13 protein-coding genes are annotated in these 15,922 nt (G+C 71.4%); 8 read left to right on the top strand and 5 right to left on the bottom strand.

The window, feature by feature from the left end; translation table 11 throughout:
* Window positions 1-121: 121 nt before the first annotated feature.
* Window positions 122-691 (top strand): dihydrofolate reductase family protein, encoded by a 570-nt coding sequence (locus tag AC3IPY_RS16385; RefSeq protein WP_489185321.1) that lies wholly within the window; start codon window positions 122-124, stop codon window positions 689-691.
* A gap of 31 nt (window positions 692-722) precedes the next feature.
* Here the strand turns inward: AC3IPY_RS16385 and AC3IPY_RS16380 are convergent, their stop codons facing one another.
* The 4 genes from AC3IPY_RS16380 to AC3IPY_RS16365 form a co-directional block, all read right to left on the bottom strand.
* On the bottom strand, window positions 723-1,034 hold the full coding sequence (locus AC3IPY_RS16380; RefSeq protein ID WP_489185320.1) for a DUF1330 domain-containing protein: 312 nt from the start codon (window positions 1,032-1,034) through the stop codon (window positions 723-725).
* Between the two features lie 137 nt (window positions 1,035-1,171).
* Window positions 1,172-3,298, bottom strand: a complete 2,127-nt coding sequence (locus tag AC3IPY_RS16375) for an ABC transporter ATP-binding protein (protein ID WP_489185319.1) — start codon at window positions 3,296-3,298, stop codon at window positions 1,172-1,174.
* Window positions 3,295-5,028 carry an ABC transporter ATP-binding protein gene (locus AC3IPY_RS16370; protein ID WP_489185318.1) on the bottom strand — a complete coding sequence of 578 codons (1,734 nt, stop codon included), beginning with the start codon at window positions 5,026-5,028 and terminating at the stop codon, window positions 3,295-3,297. The genes AC3IPY_RS16375 and AC3IPY_RS16370 overlap by 4 nt, the downstream gene beginning before the upstream one ends.
* Before the next feature lie 333 nt (window positions 5,029-5,361).
* On the bottom strand, window positions 5,362-5,835 hold the full coding sequence (locus AC3IPY_RS16365) for an NUDIX hydrolase (RefSeq protein ID WP_489185317.1): 474 nt from the start codon (window positions 5,833-5,835) through the stop codon (window positions 5,362-5,364).
* 75 nt (window positions 5,836-5,910) lie between these two features.
* Here AC3IPY_RS16365 and AC3IPY_RS16360 point away from each other — a divergent pair, with 75 nt between their 5' ends.
* Complete coding sequence (locus AC3IPY_RS16360) at window positions 5,911-7,632, top strand: acyl-CoA dehydrogenase family protein (RefSeq protein ID WP_489185316.1); 1,722 nt, start codon at window positions 5,911-5,913, stop codon at window positions 7,630-7,632.
* A gap of 49 nt (window positions 7,633-7,681) precedes the next feature.
* Here AC3IPY_RS16360 and AC3IPY_RS16355 read toward each other — a convergent pair whose 3' ends face one another.
* On the bottom strand, window positions 7,682-8,719 hold the full coding sequence (locus AC3IPY_RS16355) for a BadF/BadG/BcrA/BcrD ATPase family protein (RefSeq protein ID WP_489185315.1): 1,038 nt from the start codon (window positions 8,717-8,719) through the stop codon (window positions 7,682-7,684).
* Between the two features lie 185 nt (window positions 8,720-8,904).
* Here AC3IPY_RS16355 and AC3IPY_RS16350 point away from each other — a divergent pair, with 185 nt between their 5' ends.
* The 6 genes from AC3IPY_RS16350 to murQ all read left to right on the top strand — a co-directional run bounded on the left by AC3IPY_RS16350 (window position 8,905) and on the right by murQ (window position 15,921).
* On the top strand, window positions 8,905-10,191 hold the full coding sequence (locus AC3IPY_RS16350; RefSeq protein ID WP_489185314.1) for a sugar ABC transporter substrate-binding protein: 1,287 nt from the start codon (window positions 8,905-8,907) through the stop codon (window positions 10,189-10,191).
* 73 nt (window positions 10,192-10,264) lie between these two features.
* Entirely contained in the window at window positions 10,265-11,167 is a 903-nt protein-coding gene (locus AC3IPY_RS16345) for a carbohydrate ABC transporter permease (protein ID WP_489188352.1), read from the top strand.
* Window positions 11,168-11,304: 137 nt separating this feature from the next.
* On the top strand, window positions 11,305-12,096 hold the full coding sequence (locus AC3IPY_RS16340) for a carbohydrate ABC transporter permease (protein WP_489188350.1): 792 nt from the start codon (window positions 11,305-11,307) through the stop codon (window positions 12,094-12,096).
* Window positions 12,097-12,101: 5 nt separating this feature from the next.
* Window positions 12,102-13,637: a glycoside hydrolase family 3 N-terminal domain-containing protein gene (locus AC3IPY_RS16335; RefSeq protein WP_489185313.1), complete on the top strand. Its 1,536-nt coding sequence runs from the start codon at window positions 12,102-12,104 to the stop codon at window positions 13,635-13,637.
* On the top strand, window positions 13,634-14,857 hold the full coding sequence (locus AC3IPY_RS16330; RefSeq protein ID WP_489185312.1) for an anhydro-N-acetylmuramic acid kinase: 1,224 nt from the start codon (window positions 13,634-13,636) through the stop codon (window positions 14,855-14,857). The genes AC3IPY_RS16335 and AC3IPY_RS16330 overlap by 4 nt, the downstream gene beginning before the upstream one ends.
* Entirely contained in the window at window positions 14,854-15,921 is a 1,068-nt protein-coding gene (gene murQ, locus AC3IPY_RS16325; RefSeq protein ID WP_489185311.1) for an N-acetylmuramic acid 6-phosphate etherase, read from the top strand. The genes AC3IPY_RS16330 and murQ overlap by 4 nt, the downstream gene beginning before the upstream one ends.
* Window position 15,922: the final 1 nt, after the last annotated feature.

The following is a 15,922-nucleotide window of genomic DNA, read 5'->3' as shown; positions in this document are numbered from 1 at the left end:
GACCCTGCCGGCGAGCGACGAGGGCGACTATCCTCGGCCCAGGAACGAGTCGAGCGAACACCTGCTCCGACGACGGCCGGTCCGGTGAGCGCACGCTCTGCGCGCGTCAGGGGGAGACACGATGAGACCGCTTCGATACTCGATCAACGTGACGCTCGACGGCTGCTGCCATCACGAGGCGGGACTCGCCCCCGACGAGGAGTCGATGCGCTACTGGACCGCGCAGATGGAGCGAGCCGATGCCCTGCTGTTCGGCCGGGTGGCCTACGGAATGATGGAGTCCGCATGGCGGAAACCGGCCACGGGCACCTGGCCCGACTGGGTGACCGAATGGCAGATGCCGTTCGCCGAGGCGATCGACGGGGCGAAGAAGTACGTCGTGTCGGCCACGCTGGGCGAGGTCGACTGGAATGCCGAGTTGCTGGGCGGTGATCTGGCGCAAGCGGTTCAGCGGCTCAAGCAGGAGCCCGGCGAGGGCCTCTGGGTCGGTGGGGTGACGCTTCCGCTGGCGCTGGCGGATCTGGGACTCATCGACGAGTACGAGTTCCTGGTGCAGCCGGTCCTCGCCGGATACGGGCCGACGTTGCTCGCCGGCCTGCGTCAGCGCATCGAGCTCGAGCTCGTTGATCGGCACGAGCTCCGGTCGGGGGCGGTCGCCATGCGCTACCTGCCGCGGCGAGCAACGTCGTGAACCGCCCCTGCGGGTCGGAACGGGCGACAGGTCAGGCTGAGGGCGAGAGCCGTTCGACCGGGAACAACTCCGTGCGTGCGACGACCCGGTCGCGTTCGTCGGCCAGCGCGAGCCGTTCGGGGTCGTTCAGGTAGGCGTCGAGTGACGCCTGGTTCGGGAACCGGTAGGACTGCACCTCGTGCGGATGACCCGCCTCACCGTCGCCTCGCAGACGCTCGAGCACCTCGCCTCCGTGGGGCGCGAGGCGCGCGAGCACCCGGTCTTCGTAGGCCGACATGGCGTCCTCGTGGCCGGGCTTCGCCCAGAGCAGGCAGCAGAGGAGCAGGGGTTCATCCACGGGCATGTGCGGCAGCCTACTGCGCACGGCTCCTCGACGACCGCGGGTCTGAGAACCACGAGAGCCCGGGTGCGGCATCCGAAGATGCGGCACCCGGGCTCGTGTCGTGCGGCCGGTGGACGGCGGCTACCGGCGAGCGGCGACTACACGTCGGTCGCCGGGCTCTCGCCCTCGCCCCCATCGATCGCCTCGACCGAGCCGGTCGCGACGCCGACGAGCGCCGGGTCCTGCCCGGCGTCGAGCGCCGCCTCGGCGTCGAGGTCGGCTGCGGCCTGCTCGAACTGCGAGTTGTACAGGCGCCAGTAGGCGCCCTCGCGGGCGATGAGCTCGTCGTGGCTGCCCTGCTCGACGATGTCGCCGTGCTCCATCACGAGGATGAGGTCGGCATCGCGGATCGTCGACAGGCGGTGCGCGATCACGAACGACGTGCGCCCCTCGCGGAGAGCGGCCATCGCGTGCTGCAGCAGCAGCTCGGTGCGGGTGTCGACCGAGGAGGTCGCCTCGTCGAGGATCAGCACCGACGGCTGCGCCACGAACGCGCGGGCGATCGTGATGAGCTGCTTCTCTCCCGCCGAGACGTTGGACGCCTCTTCGTCGAGCACGGTGTCGTACCCGTCGGGCAGCGAGTGCACGAACCGGTCGACGTACGTCGCACGTGCGGCGTCGAGAATCTCGTCATCGGTCGCCGATTCGCGCCCGTAGCGGATGTTCTCGCGGATCGACCCGCCGAACAGCCACGGGTCCTGCAGCACCATGCCGGTCTTGGCCCGCATGTCGCGACGCGTGAGCTCGGCGATGTCTTGACCGTTGAGCAGGATGCGGCCGCCGTCGAGCTCGTAGAACCGCATGATGAGGTTCACGAGCGTCGTCTTGCCCGCACCGGTCGGACCGACGATCGCGACCGTCTGCCCCGGCTCGACCCGGAACGACAGGTCGCGGATCAGCGGGTGCTCGGGCGCGTACGAGAACGACACGTGCTCGAACTCGATGGTGCCGTCGCCGTCGACCGGCTTCGGGGCATCGGCCGCGTCGGGCTCCTGCTCGTCGGCGTCGAGCAGCTCGAACACGCGCTCGGCCGAGGCGGTGCCCGACTGCACGACCGCCGCCATGCCGCCGAGCTCGGAGAGCGGCTGCGTGAACTGCTGCGAGTACTGGATGAACGCCTGCACGTCGCCGAGTCGCAGCTGGCCGCTCGCGACCATGAGGCCGCCGAGCACCGCGATGCCGACGTAGGTGAGGTTTCCGATGAACATCATGCCCGGCATGATGATGCCCGAGAGGAACTGCGCCTTGAAGGAGGCCTGGTAGAGCTCTTCGTTCTCGGCCTTGAACTTCGCGTGCGCGTCTTGCTCGCGACCGAAGACCTTGACGAGCGCGTGGCCCGAGAAGGACTCCTCGACGCGGGCGTTCAGACGGCCGACCTTGCGCCACTGGATGCCGAAGGCCTTCTGCGACTTGGGTCCGATGACGCCGAAGATCACGCCCATGAGCGGCAGGGAGATGAGCGCGACGATCGCGAGCTGCCACGAGATCGTGAACATCATGATGAGCACGCCGACGACCGTGAGCACGGCCGTGATCGCCCCCGACAGCGACTGCTGCATCGTCTGCGTGATGTTGTCGATGTCGTTGGTGACGCGGGAGATGAGCTCGCCGCGCTGCACCTTGTCGAAGTGGCTGAGCGGCAGGCGGTTGAGCTTGGCCTCGACGTCTTCGCGCAGGCGCCACATGGTGCGCACCATGATGACGTTGACGACGTAGCCCTGCACCCAGGTGAGGATCGCCGAGATCACGTAGAGCAGCAGCACGACGATGAGGATCTGGCTGAGCTTGACGAAGTCGACGCCCTCGCCGGGCACGACGCCCGCGGTCTGCACGATGTTCGCCAGATCGGTCTGTCCGGCGGCGCGCAGCTGCTCGACGGCCTGGTCGGCGGTGATGCCGGAGGGCAGCTGCGAGCCGATGACGCCGGCGAACAGCACGTTCGTGGCCTCGCCGAGCACCTTCGGCGCGATGACGGCGAGCACGACGCCCGCGGCGCCGAGGATCGACACGAAGGTGAAGGCGAGCGCGTGCGGCTTCAACAGGCCGATGAGCCGCTTGAAGCTCTTGCCGAAGTTGGCGGCCTTGCCGGGCGCGACGCTGTCCCAGTCGCCCGAGTTCAGGCGCGCCTGTTCGGCGAGTTCGAGTTCGTACTTCTCGTCTTCGGTGAGCGTGGTGGTGGGTTCCTTCTCGTCTTCGGTGAGCGTGGTGGTGGGTTCGGTGCTCATCGGGCTGCCTCCGCTCCGAGCTGGGATTCGACGATCTCTCGATAGGTGTCGGATGTCTCGAGCAACTGCTCGTGCGTTCCGACGCCGACCATCACGCCGTCGTCGAGCACCACGATGCGGTCGGCATCGGTGATGGTCGAGATGCGCTGGGCGACCACGACCTTCGTGACATCGGGCAGTTCGCGCCAGAGCGCGTGCCTGAGGTTCGCGTCGGTCGTGAGGTCGAGCGCCGAGAACGAGTCGTCGAACACGAGGATGTCGGGTCGGTGCACGATCGCGCGGGCGATCGCGAGCCGCTGGCGCTGGCCGCCCGACACGTTGGTGCCGCCCTGCGAGATGCGGGCGTCGAGCCCGCCCTCCATCTCGGCGACGAAGTCGCGGCCCTGCGCGATCTCGAGGGCGTGCCAGAGCTCGTCGTCGGTGGCCTCCTCGCGCCCGAACCGCAGGTTCGAGGCGATGGTGCCGGTGAAGAGGAACGGTCGCTGCGGCACGAGGCCGATGGAGTTCCAGAGCACGTCGAGGTCGGCCTGGCGCACGTCGACCCCGCCGACGGCGACGGAGCCGCCGGTCGCGTCGAAGAGACGCGGGATCAGCGAGATGAGCGTGGTCTTGCCCGCGCCCGTCGACCCGACGACCGCGACGGTCTCGCCGCGCGCGACCTTGAAGCTGATGCCGTCGAGCACGGGGTGCTCGGCGCCGGGGTACGTGAACGAGACGTCCTTCAGCTCGATCGCGCCGGGCTCCGGCAGTTCGCGCACGGGGTTCGCGGGGCGTTCCAGCGTCGACTCGCTGGCGAGCACCTCGGCGATGCGATCGGCCGAGACCGCTGCGCGCGGGATCATGATCGTCATGAAGCTCGCCATGAGCACGCCGGTGAGGATCAGCATGACGTACTGCATGAAGGCGAAGAGCGTGCCGATCTCGACGTCGCCGGCGTCGACGGCGAAGGCGCCGAACCACACCACGCCCACGATCGTGACGTTCAGCACGAGCATGAAGAGCGGGAAGAGCAGCACGAACAGCGAGCCGACGCGACGGCCGACGACCATGATGTCGGTGTTCGCGGTGCGGAAGCGCTCCTCCTCGATGGGCTCGCGCACGAACGCCCGCACGACGCGCACGCCCGTGAGCTGCTCGCGCATGATGCGGTTCACGTTGTCGAGCTTGTGCTGGAAGCTGCGGAACAGCGGCACCATGCGGCTGATGATGAGGATCGCGATGACGAGCAGCACCGGGACGGCGACGGCGATGATCCAGCCGAGCCCCACGTCTTGCTGCAGTGCGAAGAAGATGCCGCCGATCGCGAGGATCGGGGCGGTCACGAGCATGGTCGCGCCCATCATCGCGAGCATCTGCACCTGCTGCACGTCGTTCGTGTTGCGGGTGATGAGCGAGCCGGGGCCGAACTTCGAGACCTCGCGCTCGGAGAACCCGCTCACCTTCTCGAACACGTCGTTGCGGATGTCGCGGCCGGCTCGCATCGCGGCCTTCGCGGCGAAGTAGGTGGCGATGATCGATGCGGCGATCTGCCCGAGGGAGATCAGCAGCATGACCGCGCCCGTCGACCAGATGTAGGCGGTGTCGCCCTTCGCGACGCCGTTGTTGATGATGTCGGCGTTCAGGTCGGGCAGGTTGAACGTGGCGATCGCCGAGAGGATCTGGAAGACCAGGACTCCGGCGAGCAACCACGAATAGGGCTTGAGATATCGGACGAGGAGTTTTCCGAGCATGTGATCTCCGGTGATGCGGCGGTGAGGGCGGATGGGTCGACGGATGCCGCGTCACGAACGTGATCGATGCGCAGCGGTTGTTCGGTGGTCGGCGGCGCGAAGCCCACCCCCGGGCGCTCGCACAGCGTTCCAGCCTCGCACGGAGGTGTCGGTGAGACAACCCGAGCGGATGCTTCGAGCCCGCATTTCTCGGAGGGCGAACGGAGCGGACGGAATCCGGCCCGAATCATCCTCCGATCAGGGGCGTGAGCAGCCTCTCGCATGCCACCGACATTCGTGCGCACGGCCGGCTCGGCGCCCGGGCGCGCGGCGACCGATCAGCGGATCGAGACCTCAGCCGAGTATCGCGAGCAGCGCGTCGAGCGCCGGCCGCTGGCCCTTCACGAGCCGCATGCGGGCGTCGGCGATCGGCACCCATGCCGCGGAGTCGAGTTCGGGGAACGACTGGCGCCGTCCGGATCTCGGCGGCCATTCGATCTCGAACAGGTTGCTCTCGATCGCCGTCGCGTCGAAGTCCGCCTCGCCCGCGAAGACCGCCACGGTCTTGCCCGACGTGTACCTGAAGACCCCGAGCTCGATGTACGGCACGTCGGGGGCCGGGCTGCCGAGCTCCTCGGCGAACTCGCGCCTGGCCGCGTCGAGCGGCGTCTCGTCGGTGAACGTGCCCTTCGGCAGCGACCACGCGGCCTCGTCGCGCCCCTTCCAGAACGGTCCGCCCATGTGCCCGAGCAGCACCTCGACGTCACGCGGGTCCGATGCCGCGGCTCGGCGTCGGTGCAGCAGGATCCCCGCGCTCGTCTCGGCCATGCCGATCAGGCTAGCGGCTGCCGCTGACGCCGACGCCGACGTCGACGGCGAGGAGAATGGGCGCGGAGGTCGAAGATGATCAGCACCCACGAGGTCGCCAACCAGGTTCCGCCGCGCACCGACGTCGACGAGTTCGCCGAGAACGCCCCGCTCGTCGAGGCGGTCGCCCGATGGGGCCGCGGCGGCAGCGCGCTCTCCGCGGGTCCCGCCCTGGCCGACGCCGACGTCGATGCGCACGCCGGCCGCGAGGCGTCCGCGGCCCTGCACGCGATCGGTCGTGCCGTCGGTTCAGCCGCGTTCCAGTGCAATGCCGAGCGCGCGAACACGCATGAACCCGTGCTGCGAACGCACGACCGGTGGGGCCGGCGCATCGACGAGGTCGAGTACGACGACGTCTACCACCGCATCATCGCGCAGGCGGTGGCGGCGGGCGCGCACACCTCGGCCGCCGCGGATCCGGGCCCGGGCGCGAACGTCGATCGCGCCGCGGCGTTCCTGCTCTTCGCCCAGGTCGAGCCCGGCCACGCCTGCCCCGTGTCGATGACGCATGCCGCGGTGCCGGTGCTCGAGCACGCGGCATCCGGCCTTCGAGACGAATGGATGCCTCGGCTGCTGAGCCGCGCGTACGAGCCGGCGCTCGTGCCGGGCAAGGCGAGCGCCCTCATGGGCATGGCGATGACCGAGAAGCAGGGCGGATCCGACGTGCGCGCGAACACCACGCGGGCCGAGCGGCGCGGCGCGGCCGACGGAGCGTGGGGTGCCGAGTACGGCCTCACGGGCCACAAATGGTTCTGCAGCGCGCCGATGAGCGACGCGTTCCTCGTGCTCGCCCAGGCGCAGCAGGGCCTCAGCTGCTTCTTCGTGCCGCGCATGCTGCCGGGCGCGGGCGGCGGCGGCGAGCGCAACGTGTTCCGCATCCAGCGGCTGAAGGACAAGCTCGGCAACCGCTCGAACGCGTCGAGCGAGATCGAGCTCGACGGCACGAGCGGGTGGCTCGTCGGCGAGGAGGGCCGCGGCGTCGCGACGATCGTGCAGATGGTCACGCAGACCAGGCTCGACTGCGTCATCGGCACCGCGGCGGGCATGCGGCAGTCGGTCGCCGAGGCGGCCTGGCATGTGCGGCACCGCAGCGCGTTCGGGGCGCTGCTCGTCGACCAGCCCGCGATGTCGGCCGTCGTCGCCGACCTCGCGCTCGAATCCGAGGCCGCGACCCTCACGGCGATGCGGCTGGCACGGGCGTACGACCCCGACGCAGACGCCTCGGAGCAGGCGTTCCGCCGCCTGGCGACCGCGGTGGCGAAGTACCAGGTCTGCAAGCGCGGCGCCGGGCACGCGGCCGAGGCGCTCGAATGCCTCGGCGGCAACGGGTACACCGAGGCGTTCCCGCTCGCGCGCCGCTATCGCGAGCAGCCGCTGCTCGCGATCTGGGAGGGCTCCGGCAACGTCATCGCGCTCGACGTGCTGCGCGTGCTCGCCCGCGAGCCCGCGGCGTTCGAGGCGTTCTTCGTCGAGGTCGGGGCGGCATCGGGCGCGAGCCGGGTGTTCGACGAGGCGCTCGCCGAGGTGGTCGCGCTCGTGCGCGAGGTGTCGACGATGAGCGCGGACTCCGCGGCATCCGTCGCCCGGGAGCTCACCGAGCGGCTGGCGCTCGTGCTGCAGGGGTCGCTCCTGCTGCGATACGCGCCCGCGTCGGTCGCCGAGGCGTTCGTGCGCTCGCGCCTCGGCCGCGAGGGCGGTGCGCAGTTCGGGGCGCTGCCGCGCGGCGTCGACGTGGGGGCGCTGCTCGCGCGGGCGTGACGGGCGGGGCGGATGCCCCGTGGCGGGAGCCGGCGCTCGGAGCTGACGCTCAGCGCCAGACGAACGGCGGATGCCCCGCCGGCACCCCGCCCGCGGCGATGAGCCGCGCGAGCCGCACCGCCCCGTCGAGCGGCGAGCCGAGGGGTGCCTGCAGCGTCGCGTCGGGCGCGAGGCGCGCGAACTCGGCCTCGAACGCCTCCCGGTAGGCGCCCTCCGCGCCGAACACGCCGCCCGTGTACGACGCGAGGCGCGGCAGGTCGGGGTCGAGTGCGGCGACGAGCGTGGCCGCGACCTCGGTGCCCGCGGTGCGCATGATGGCGGATGCCGCGGCGTCGCCGTCTGCGGCCAGTGCGGCGACCTCGGGCGCGAAGCCCGCGATCACGCCCGCGCGGTCGGCGCGGGTCAGCAGGTGCCCGGGCCAGGAGGGGGCGGAGCCGAACCTGGACTCGGCGGCGGCGAGCAGCGCCGAGGCATCGGCCGAGGTGCTCGTGGTCACGCCGTCGTGGGTGCGGATCGCGGCCTTGAGCGCCTCGATGCCGATCCAGACGCCCGATCCGCGGTCGTCCCAGAGGTGACCCCAACCGCCGACGCGGCGCCAGACGGAGTCGAGGTCGGTACCGAGGGCGATGGCCCCCGTGCCGACGGCGACAACCGCGCCGGCCCGCCCGCCGAGTGCGCCGAGGTGCGCCGTGACGGCGTCGACCGCGACCGCGAGCGCGACGGGCACGGGCGCAGCGTCGACCGACGCCGGCAGTTGCGAGAGGCGCCCGGTCGCGGCATCCGGAGCCGACACCAGCGAGGCGAGCCCCGTCGCGCCGACGCCCACGGACGAGATCGCGGCATCCGGCCACTCGCACGTCGCGGCCTCGATGAGCGCCGCGGCCACGTCGAGCGCGTTCGAACCGGCGGATGCCACGGCGACCCGCCCGCCCTCGAGCATGCGTCGGTCGGTGCCGAACGGCGCGTCGAGCGGTTCGAGTGCCGCGCGCGATCCGGTTCCGCCGACGTCGATGCCGAGCGCCCAACCGCCACGCGCAGACGGGGCCGCGCCGGTGCTCGTGCGGTCGTCACCCGAGGCGTTGCTCACGAGCCGAGCCTACGTCCGAGGCATCCGTGACGTGCAGGTTTCGAACCGGTCACGGCTGTGGAAAAAACTTGCAAAGAATGCGTAGCTCACGAATACTACTTCCAGAGTCACGTTCCGGGGCCGCCACGGCGCCCGCACGAGGTCCGCCAGAGGTCCACGACAGATCCATCAATGAGGAGGCATCCATGAAGAAGCGACTGCTGCCCGTCGCCGTGCTCGCCACGGCCGTGTTCGGGCTCACCGCCTGCGCAGGCGGGTCGAACGACGGAGACGGTTCGAACGCCGACGGCCAGACGCTCGACGTCTGGATCATGGAGGGCACGAACCCCGACTCCGAGGCGTTCTTCGACGAGGTCGGCGACGCCTTCACCGAGGAGACCGGTGCCGAGCTCAACGTCGAGTTCGTGCAGTGGGCCGACGCGCACGACCGCTTCGTCACCTCGATCGCCGGTGGCACGACCCCCGACGTCGCCGAGACCGGCACCACCTGGACGGCCGAGTTCGCCGACGCCGGCGCACTCGAGCCGATCGGCGACTTCGTCGCCGACGACGGGCTGGGCGACGACCTCGTCGAAGGCCTCGTCGAGTCCGGCACCTACGACGGCGAGCTCTACGGCATGCCCTGGTACGCCGGCGTTCGCTCGCTCGTCTACCGCTCCGACCTCTTCGAGGAGCTCGGCCTCGAGGCGCCGACCAGCTGGGACGACATCGTCGCCGCGGGCGACGCGATCAAGGCCGCGCACCCCGAGATGCTCGCCTTCGCGGTTCCGGGCGACGCCGAATTCGGCGTGTACCCGTGGGTCTGGGGCGCTGGCGGCGAGGTCTCCGTCAAGAACGGCGACACCTGGGAGTCGGGTCTCGCGAGCCCCGAGTCGCAGGACGGCATCGGCTTCTACACCGGCCTCGCGACCGAGCACGGCTTCTCGTCGGCCGGCGCCACCACGTGGAAGGAGACCGACGTGCTCGACAACTTCGCCCAGGGCAACGTCGCCATGGCCCTCATGGGCTCGTGGACCCCCGCCGCGATCATCGAGAAGAACGCCGACCTCGACGGCAAGTTCGCCGCCACGCCCATCCCGGGCAAGGACGGCGGCATCTCCCCGTCGGTGCTCGGCGGGTCGCACCTGTCGATGTTCAGCACGGCCGAGAACACCGACCTCGCCTGGTCGTTCATCAAGCTCATGACCACGGGCGAGTTCGCCGAGAAGTGGGGCCAGCAGACCGGTTACTTCCCGGGCCAGCAGTCGCTGCTGACCGAGACGATGGGCTCCGACGACCCGCTCGTCGCTCCCTTCGCCACGCAGCTCGTCGACGGCGGCGCCTCGGTGCCCGTGACGCCGAGCTTCGGCGCCGTGCAGGCGAAGAAGACGACGAACACCGCCATCCAGGCGATCCTCTCCGGGCAGAAGACGGTCGAACAGGCCACGTCGGATGCCGCGAAGGAGATGGACGAGATCATGAACGGCAACTGACCAGGTGTCGACCACGATCCAGGCTCCGACGCCCGCGCCGGGGGGAACCACCCCCCGGCCGGGCGCCGGCCCCGTGCACCGCAACCGGCTGATCGCCTCGTCGCGCCCGTGGCTGCTGCTCGCGCCCGCGCTCGCCGTGCTGGCCGTGCTGCTGCTCTGGCCGCTCATCCGGGTGTTCCTCTTCTCGCTGCAGGACTACGGCCTGCGCGAGATCGTCTCGGGTGATCCGAACTGGATCGGCCTCGCCAACTACGGCGAGATCCTCACCGACCCCACGCTCTGGGGCGTCGTGCTCCCGAACACCGTGGGGTTCGCGGTGCTCGCCGTCGCCGGCACCGTCGCGCTCGGCACGGGCGTCGCCGTGCTCATGGCCTCGCTCGGCGGCTTCTGGCGCACCATCGTCGGCAGCGCGATCATGATCGCGTGGGCCATGCCCGCGGTCACCGGCACCTACGTCTGGGTGTGGATCTTCGACGCCGACCGCGGCATCTTCAACCAGGCGCTGCAGGCCGTGGGCCTGCAGGACGAGCCGGTCAACTGGTTCACGAACCGGTTCAGCTTCTATGCGATCGTGCTGCTGAACGTGATCCACCACGGGTTCCCGTTCGTCGCGATCACCGTGCTCGCGGGCCTGCTCGGCGTGCCGAAGGAGATGCTCGAGGCCGCCGAGATGGACGGCGCGGGCCCCTGGCGCCGCTTCTTCCAGGTGATCGTGCCGAACCTGCGGCAGGTCTTCAGCGTCGTCATCATCCTGTCGACCATCTGGGACTTCAAGGTGTTCGCGCAGGTCTACCTGATGCCGGGAGGCGCGGGCACGAACCGCGAGGCGTTGAACCTCGGCGTCTGGTCGTACGTCGAGTCGTTCGGGCAGAACCGCTACGGATTCGGCTCGGCCATCGCCGTGCTCCTGACCCTGCTGCTGCTCGTCATCACCGTCGTCTACGTGCGCACCCTGTTGAAGGAGGACGAGCTGTGAGCACCTTCACGCCCGCCCCGGCCACCACGCCCGAGGCATCCGGTGCCCTGCCTCCCGAGACGCCGAACGGACCCCGGCGCGCGATCCCGGCGTCGCGTCGCTCGGCGCGCAAGACCCGCTCGGCGGCGGGCAAGGCCGTGCTCGTCGTGCTGCTGCTCGCGTTCACGCTCTTCCCCGCCTTCTGGATGCTCTCGAGCGCGTTCGACGCGAAGGCCGGCGCCGGCGGGCAGACCCTGCTGCCGCGCGAGTGGTCGCTCGCGAACTTCGAGTACGTGCTCACCGACGGCGGCTTCGACGTGTACCTGCGCAACTCGGCCATCGTCGCCGTGGTCACGGTGCTCGCGAGCGCCGTGCTGGCGCTGCTCGCCTCGGTCGCGGTGGCGCGGTTCCGGTTCCGGTTCCGCACGTCGATGCTGCTCATGATCCTCATCGTGCAGATGGTGCCGCTCGAGGCCCTCGTCATCCCGCTGTTCGTGCAGGTGCGCGACCTGCAGCTGCTGAACACGCTGCTCGGCCTCATGGTCGTCTACGTCGCCCTGTCGCTGCCGTTCGGCATCTGGATGCTGCGCGGATTCGTCGCCGCGGTGCCGGTCGAGCTCGAGGAGGCCGCCTACCTCGACGGCGCGAGCTGGGGCCGCATGTTCCGGTCGGTGCTGCTGCCGCTCGTCATGCCGGGCCTCGTCGCGACCTCCGTCTTCTCGTTCATCACCGCGTGGAACGAGTTCATCTTCGCCATGACCCTGCTCGGCGGCGCGTCCGAGAACTACACGGTGGCCATCGGCCTCAAGCAGTTCTTCGGCGAGCACACCAACGAGTGGGGCTACATCATGGCCGCGTCCACGATCATCACCGTGCCGGTCATGATCTTCTTCGTCATCGTCCAACGTCGCCTGTCGAGCGGCCTCGTGGCCGGCGCGGTCAAGGGGTGACCGCCGTGGACGATCCCACCATCAGGGGACTGGTGGGCGGGGTGCTCTGGCCGGGATTCCTCGGCCGGGGCATCCCGGATCTCTTCCGCCGCGAACTCGACGACGGCGGCCTCGCGGGCCTCGTGCTCTTCGCGCACAACCTGGGCGATGAGGGCGAGCGGATGTCGCTGGCCGGCGAACTGCACGATCGCGATCGCCCGCTCGTGGTGGGCATCGACGAGGAGGGCGGCAACGTCACCCGCATCGAGTCCGCCATCGGATCCACGCTGCCCGGCGCGGCCCAGCTCGGTTTCGTCGACGACCTCGCGATCACCGAGGCCGTCGGCGCGGAGCTCGCCCGCCGCTCGCTCGCCGTCGGGGCGAACGTCGTGCTCGCGCCCGTGGCCGACGTGAACACCGACCCGCGCAATCCGGTGATCGGGGTGCGCTCGTTCGGCGATCGCCCCGAGCTCGTCGCCCGGCACGCGATCGCGCAGGCTCGCGGCATCCGCCTGGCCGGGGCGGCCGCGGCCGCCAAGCACTTCCCGGGCCACGGTGACACCCACCTCGACTCGCATCACGCGATGCCGACCCTCGAGATCGGCCTCGACGAGCTCGAGCGCACGCATCTGCCGCCGTTCCAGGAGCTCATCGACGCGGGCGTTCCCGCGATCATGACCGCGCATGTCGTCGTGCCGGCGTGGGGCGCGCGGCCGTCGACGCTGAACCCGATCGCGCTCGGGCGCCTGCGCGCCATGGGCTTCGAGGGCGTCATCGTCACCGATGCGCTCGACATGGCCGCCGTGCGCGAGTCGGTCGGCGCCGGGCCGGGCGCCGTGCAGGCGCTGCTCGCGGGCGCCGACCTGCTCTGCATCAGCAACCCGGCGAACCTCGGCGCCGACGCCGCGCCCGATCAGGATGCCCGCGATTTCGTCGAGGTGCAGCGTGCGCTGCTCGCCGCCGTCGACGACGGCACGCTGCCGGTCGCCGTGCTCGAGCGCGCCGGTGCACGGGTGCGGGCGCTCGCGGCGTCGCCGGCGGCGGCGCGCACGGCCCCTGCCGGCGGGGCCGGGCGAGCCGGCGGGGCCGGGCCGGCCGACGCTTTCGACCCGGTCGATGCCGCCGCCGTCGCCCGCGCGGCGATCTCGGTCGCCGGGCGCGTGCCGGCCCTGCCCGCACCCCGCACGGTGCTCGACATCCGCGGGCGATCGACGCTCGCCGTCGCGAGCGACCAGGACTTCTTCGAGACCGCGCTCGCCGACGGCGGTCGAGTGCTGCGCGGCGACGCCGCCGTGCCCGGATCCGGCCCGCTCGTGGTGCTCGCCGACCGCGTCGGCAGCGACGGGCCGCAGCGCGACCGCATCGCGAACGTCGCGCGGCTCCGTCCGGACGCCGTGGTCGTCGACGCCGGCGTTCCGGGTGCGCCGCTTCCGCTGCCCACCGTGCACACGCGGGCGGCGAGCCGGCTCGCGGCGGAAGCGGCGGCCACCGTGCTCGCCGAGGGCGCCGTGCTCGCCGAGGGCGCCGCGGGCGCCGAGGGCGCACCGGGGGTCTCGCCGTGATCGTGCTCTCGCTGCAGTCCGGGACCTCGGTCGACGGCATCGACGTCGCCCTGGTCGAGATCGTCGTCGCACCGGAGTCCGGTGCCGACCCCGTCGACCTCGTGCTCGAGCCGCTGCACACCGCGACGGCCGACTTCGACCCCGAGCTTCGCACGCGCGTGCTCGCCGCGTCCGCCGGCGAGTCGACGACGGTCGGGGAGCTGACCCGGCTCACCACGCAGCTCGGCCAGGCCTTCGCCGAGGCGGCGGCTCGCGGCATCCGCGATTCGGGGGCGGAGCCCGACCTCATCGTGTCGCACGGGCAGACCGTCTTCCACTGGGCCGAGCACGGCCACGCGCTCGGCACGCTGCAGCTCGGCGAACCCGCCTGGATCGCCGAGCTCACGGGCGTGCCCGTGCTCTCGGACCTGCGTGCGGCCGACATCGCGGCCGGCGGCGAGGGCGCCCCGCTCATGGCGTTCTTCGACCGGGCCTGGCTCGGCCACGAGGCCACGAGCTCCGGGCGCGTGATCGCGACCGTCAACCTCGGCGGCATCGCGAACGTGCAGCTCGTGCATCCCGGCGGCGACGTGGTCGCCTTCGACAGCGGTCCGGGCAACGGGCTCATCGACGCGGTCGTCGCCCGGCACTCCGGGGGCGCCAGGGCGTTCGACCGCGACGGGGCCCTCGCGGCGGCCGGGCGGGTGCGCGGGCCGTTGCTCGACGCCCTGCTGCGGCATCCGTACCTCGCGGCGGTGCCGCCGAAGTCGACCGGGCGCGAGACGTTCGACCTCGGGGTCGTCGACGACGCCGTCATCGCGTCGGGGCTCGGCGAAATGCCGGTCGAGGACCTCGTCGCGACGCTGACCGAGTTCACCGCGCGCACCGTCGTCGATGCGATCCCGGATGCCGCGACCGACGTCATCTGCTCGGGCGGCGGTGCCCGCAACCTGATGCTGCTCGAGCGCCTGCGCTCGCTCGCGGCCGAGCGCGGCATCCGCGTGGGCTCGAGCGCGGAGCGCGGCGTCGACCCCGAATACAAGGAATCGCTGATGTTCGCGCTCCTCGGCTTCTTCAGCCGGCACGCCGTGCCCGTCGCCCTGTCGACGGTCGCCGCGCGCATCGCCGGGCGCCTGACGCCGGGCCGCGAGCCGCTCGATCCTCCCGCGCCGCTCGCCGGCGTGGCATCCGTCACCATCGCTTCGCCTGAAGCACGCACCGAAACCGGGGGAGCACCATGACCTGGTCCGCACCGAAGCCCACGCCCGAGCCCACCGAGCATGCCGGGCACGCCTCGCACGCCTCGCACGCCGAGCATGCCGAGCCCGCCGAGCCGGCCGAGCACGCCGAGCATGCCGAGCACGCCCGCCTGCGCGACCTGCTCGCCGACCTCTCGACCGAGGGCGTCAACGCCGCGCACGCGGAGTTCGACCTCATGCCGACCGAGGCGCAGGTCGGCGCGATGCTCGACGAGAGCACGGCGGCCGTCGCAGCCGTCGCCGAGGTGATGCCGCAGATCGCCGTGGCGGTCGACGCGATCGTCGCCCGGCTCCGCGCGGGGGGCCGGCTCGTCTACCTCGGTGCGGGCACGGCCGGACGCATGGGCGTGCTCGACGCGAGCGAGATCCCGCCGACGTTCGGCACCGACCCGGCGCTCGTCGTCGGCGTCATCGCGGGCGGCGACACCGCCCTGCGGTCGGCGGTCGAGAACGCCGAGGACGATGCCGCGCGCGGTGCCGCCGACCTCGCCGCGATCGGGCTCACCGACGCCGACGCGCTCGTGGGCATCTCGGCGTCGGGCCGCACGCCCTACGTCGTCGGCGCGATCGAGTACGCCCGCGGCCTCGGGGCGTTCACGGTCGGACTCGCCTGCAATCGCGACTCGGCGATCGGCCGCGCAGCCGACCTCGCGATCGAGACGGTCGTCGGCCCCGAGATCGTCGCCGGGTCCACCAGGCTCAAGGGCGGCACCGCGCAGAAGCTCGTGCTCAACGCGATCTCGACCATCGCGATGGTGCGCCTCGGCAAGGTGCACGGCAACCTCATGGTCGACGTGCAGGCGACCAACGCCAAGCTGCGCGCGCGGGCCGAACGCATCGTCATGCAGGCGACCGGGGCGGATGCCGCCGCGGCATCCGCAGCCCTCGAATCGGTCGGCGGCAGCGTCAAGGCCGCGATCCTCGTCACCCTGACTGGGGTCGCGCCCGAGTTCGCGCTCGCGCGCCTGGCCGCGGAGGATGGAGTACTGCGGGATGCTCTCTCCAGTGTGAACGGCGGCGCGCACGCGGCATCCGCCCCGGAATGAG

Source organism: Agromyces sp. GL_144 (genome assembly GCF_057834305.1).
This window is presented reverse-complemented; position numbering and strand designations above follow the sequence as displayed.

Coding starts and splice junctions, on each gene's coding strand:
- murQ (WP_489185311.1), top strand. CDS start 14,854: ATGACCTGGTCCGCACCGAAGCCCACGCCCGAGCCCACCGAGCATGCC.
- AC3IPY_RS16365 (WP_489185317.1), bottom strand. CDS start 5,835: ATGGCCGAGACGAGCGCGGGGATCCTGCTGCACCGACGCCGAGCCGCG.
- AC3IPY_RS16350 (WP_489185314.1), top strand. CDS start 8,905: ATGAAGAAGCGACTGCTGCCCGTCGCCGTGCTCGCCACGGCCGTGTTC.
- AC3IPY_RS16385 (WP_489185321.1), top strand. CDS start 122: ATGAGACCGCTTCGATACTCGATCAACGTGACGCTCGACGGCTGCTGC.
- AC3IPY_RS16370 (WP_489185318.1), bottom strand. CDS start 5,028: ATGCTCGGAAAACTCCTCGTCCGATATCTCAAGCCCTATTCGTGGTTG.
- AC3IPY_RS16375 (WP_489185319.1), bottom strand. CDS start 3,298: ATGAGCACCGAACCCACCACCACGCTCACCGAAGACGAGAAGGAACCC.
- AC3IPY_RS16360 (WP_489185316.1), top strand. CDS start 5,911: ATGATCAGCACCCACGAGGTCGCCAACCAGGTTCCGCCGCGCACCGAC.
- AC3IPY_RS16380 (WP_489185320.1), bottom strand. CDS start 1,034: ATGCCCGTGGATGAACCCCTGCTCCTCTGCTGCCTGCTCTGGGCGAAG.